Genomic DNA, 1,832 nt, shown 5'->3' with positions numbered 1-1,832 from the left:
ACCCATGCTTGGCTGGCCGCGTTCGGCAAGCTGCGAACCCGCTTCGAGCGCCGCATCGACATTCATGTCGCGCTGCTTTCCCTGGCTTGTTGTGTCATCTGTGCTCGCAACCTCCCTTTGTTTTGTTGGCCGCTCTTAGTGGCCATGGGCGACAGGTCCACAAGGCGATTGGAGCCCTTGGTCTTCGTTTTCCCGTCGCGCCCTCGGAATGATCGTAAGCGTCCGGCAAAGGCATCTTGAAAGCGCGATAGGAGCAAAGGATGCTCGTGTCCACCAGAACTCTTGGAGGACACGTTGACAGGATCGAACAGCAACCCTCGCCAGGTCGTCGGCGCCGAGGGCTGCACAGCGAAGAATTCAAGGCCGACGCTGTGGCTGCAGCGTCCCAGGCTGGCATGTCGATGGCCTCGGTGGCCTTGGCGCGGGGGATCAATGCCAACTTGCTGCGCCGCTGGGTACGCGAGGCGGAGTTGCCGCAAGCCGTGGTGAGGGGCAAGCCTGCAGCGGGGGCATCGACGTTCGTCCCGGTCCGTGTGCCCGCGCCTATCGCGCAGCCCACTGAGATACGCATCGACGTACGCCGCGGTGCGAGGACGATCACGGTGTCCTGGCCCATGGCAGCAGCTGCCGAATGCGCATACTGGATGCGAGAGCTGCTGCGGTGATCCGGATCGAAGCGGTGTGGCTGGCCGTGCAGCCGCTGGACATGCGTGCTGGGACAGAGGCCGCCTTGGCCCGCGTCGTCAACGTATTCGGCCAGGTGCGCCCACATCACGCGTATCTGTTCGCCAACCGACGCGCCAATCGCATGAAGGTGCTGGTGCATGACGGCATCGGCGTATGGCTGGCCGCGCGGCGCCTGAACAGCGGCAAGTTCGTCTGGCCAAAGGAAGGAGTTGCCACGGCCGCGCTCAGCCATGCGCAGTTCGATGCCCTCGTGCTGGGCCTGCCGTGGCAACGCGTTGGCGAGGCTGGAATCATACGGGTGCTGTAGCACTGTGCAATTGCCGAATCTGCCGATGGACCAGAGCGTCATGGGTCGGCAAGATCACGTCCGTGATTGCCCTGCAGCAACTCGACGCCCTGGACGCGCAGCATCGCGCGCTCCACCCTGGCGCAGTGGGTCGGCGAGTGCGGTGCGCAGCTGCAGCCGCTGGTGGACGCGCTGACGAACGAGCTGCTGCGCCACGGTGTGCTGCATGCCGACGAGACGCCGGTGGGCATGCTCAAGCCGGGCAACAAGAAGACCCACAAAGCCTACATCTGGACCTACTGCACCACCAGCTTCAATGCGACCCGGGCCGTGGTGTTCAACTTCGCTGAGACCCGTGGCGGGGAGAACGTGCGCGGCTTCCTGCGCCAAGACGGCGAGCACGCCCGCGAAAAATCCTGGACAGGCACGCTGGTGACCGACGGGTTCTGCGGCTACAAAGCCAGCTTCGAGCGCGGCGTCACCGAGGCTGGATGCGTCGCGCATGCCAGGCGCAAGTTCCACGAGCTGTGGGCCAACCACGCCAGCAAGGTCGGTCAGCAGGCGCTGCCGTACTTCCAGGTGCTCTTCAGGATCGAGGAAGACATCGCCGCAGCCACAGCCCAAGAGCGACGACGTGTCCGGCAGCGCAAGTCGCAAAGGGTGGCCTCAGCGCTGCACAAGTGGCTGCTGGCACAGCGCCAACTCGTGCCAGACGGTTCGGCCACCGCCAAAGGCGACGCTGAACAAGCGGTCGATTTCAGCGAGGCGCGGTCGCGTTGATCGGGAACTCCGAGATGGGAAGGCCGCAGCGGCTCGATTGCGAGCCGGATTGCGACCATTTCTGGCCCACGCCCGCGCA

The 1,832-nt window shown here is 64.8% G+C and carries 3 protein-coding genes and 1 pseudogene; all 4 read left to right on the top strand.

Annotation, left to right across the window (positions count from 1 at the left end; translation table 11 throughout):
• A pseudogene (locus JHD63_RS22430) lies at positions 1–123 on the top strand (IS5/IS1182 family transposase); the annotation flags it as partial.
• A gap of 137 nt (positions 124–260) precedes the next feature.
• The gene (locus JHD63_RS22425; RefSeq protein ID WP_198972998.1) at positions 261–665 is read left to right on the top strand and encodes a transposase; all 405 of its coding nucleotides are present in this window, start codon (positions 261–263) and stop codon (positions 663–665) included.
• On the top strand, positions 632–994 hold the full coding sequence (gene tnpB / locus JHD63_RS22420; RefSeq protein ID WP_198972996.1) for an IS66 family insertion sequence element accessory protein TnpB: 363 nt from the start codon (positions 632–634) through the stop codon (positions 992–994). The genes JHD63_RS22425 and tnpB overlap by 34 nt, the downstream gene beginning before the upstream one ends.
• A 66-nt stretch (positions 995–1,060) precedes the next feature.
• Positions 1,061–1,753, top strand: coding sequence for an IS66 family transposase (locus tag JHD63_RS22415; RefSeq protein WP_198972995.1), 693 nt, complete (start codon positions 1,061–1,063; stop codon positions 1,751–1,753).
• Positions 1,754–1,832: the final 79 nt, after the last annotated feature.

It is taken from the genome of Xylophilus sp. ASV27 (genome assembly GCF_016428875.1).
Lineage (GTDB): Bacteria > Pseudomonadota > Gammaproteobacteria > Burkholderiales > Burkholderiaceae_C > Xylophilus.
The sequence above is the reverse complement of the archived record's forward strand: the minus strand, read 5'-3'. Positions and strand labels throughout refer to the sequence as shown.

What these genes read in the sequence shown, in the direction of transcription:
- JHD63_RS22425 (WP_198972998.1), top strand. Translation starts at nt 261, where the DNA reads ATGCTCGTGTCCACCAGAACTCTTGGAGGACACGTTGACAGGATCGAA.
- tnpB (WP_198972996.1), top strand. Translation starts at nt 632, where the DNA reads ATGCGCATACTGGATGCGAGAGCTGCTGCGGTGATCCGGATCGAAGCG.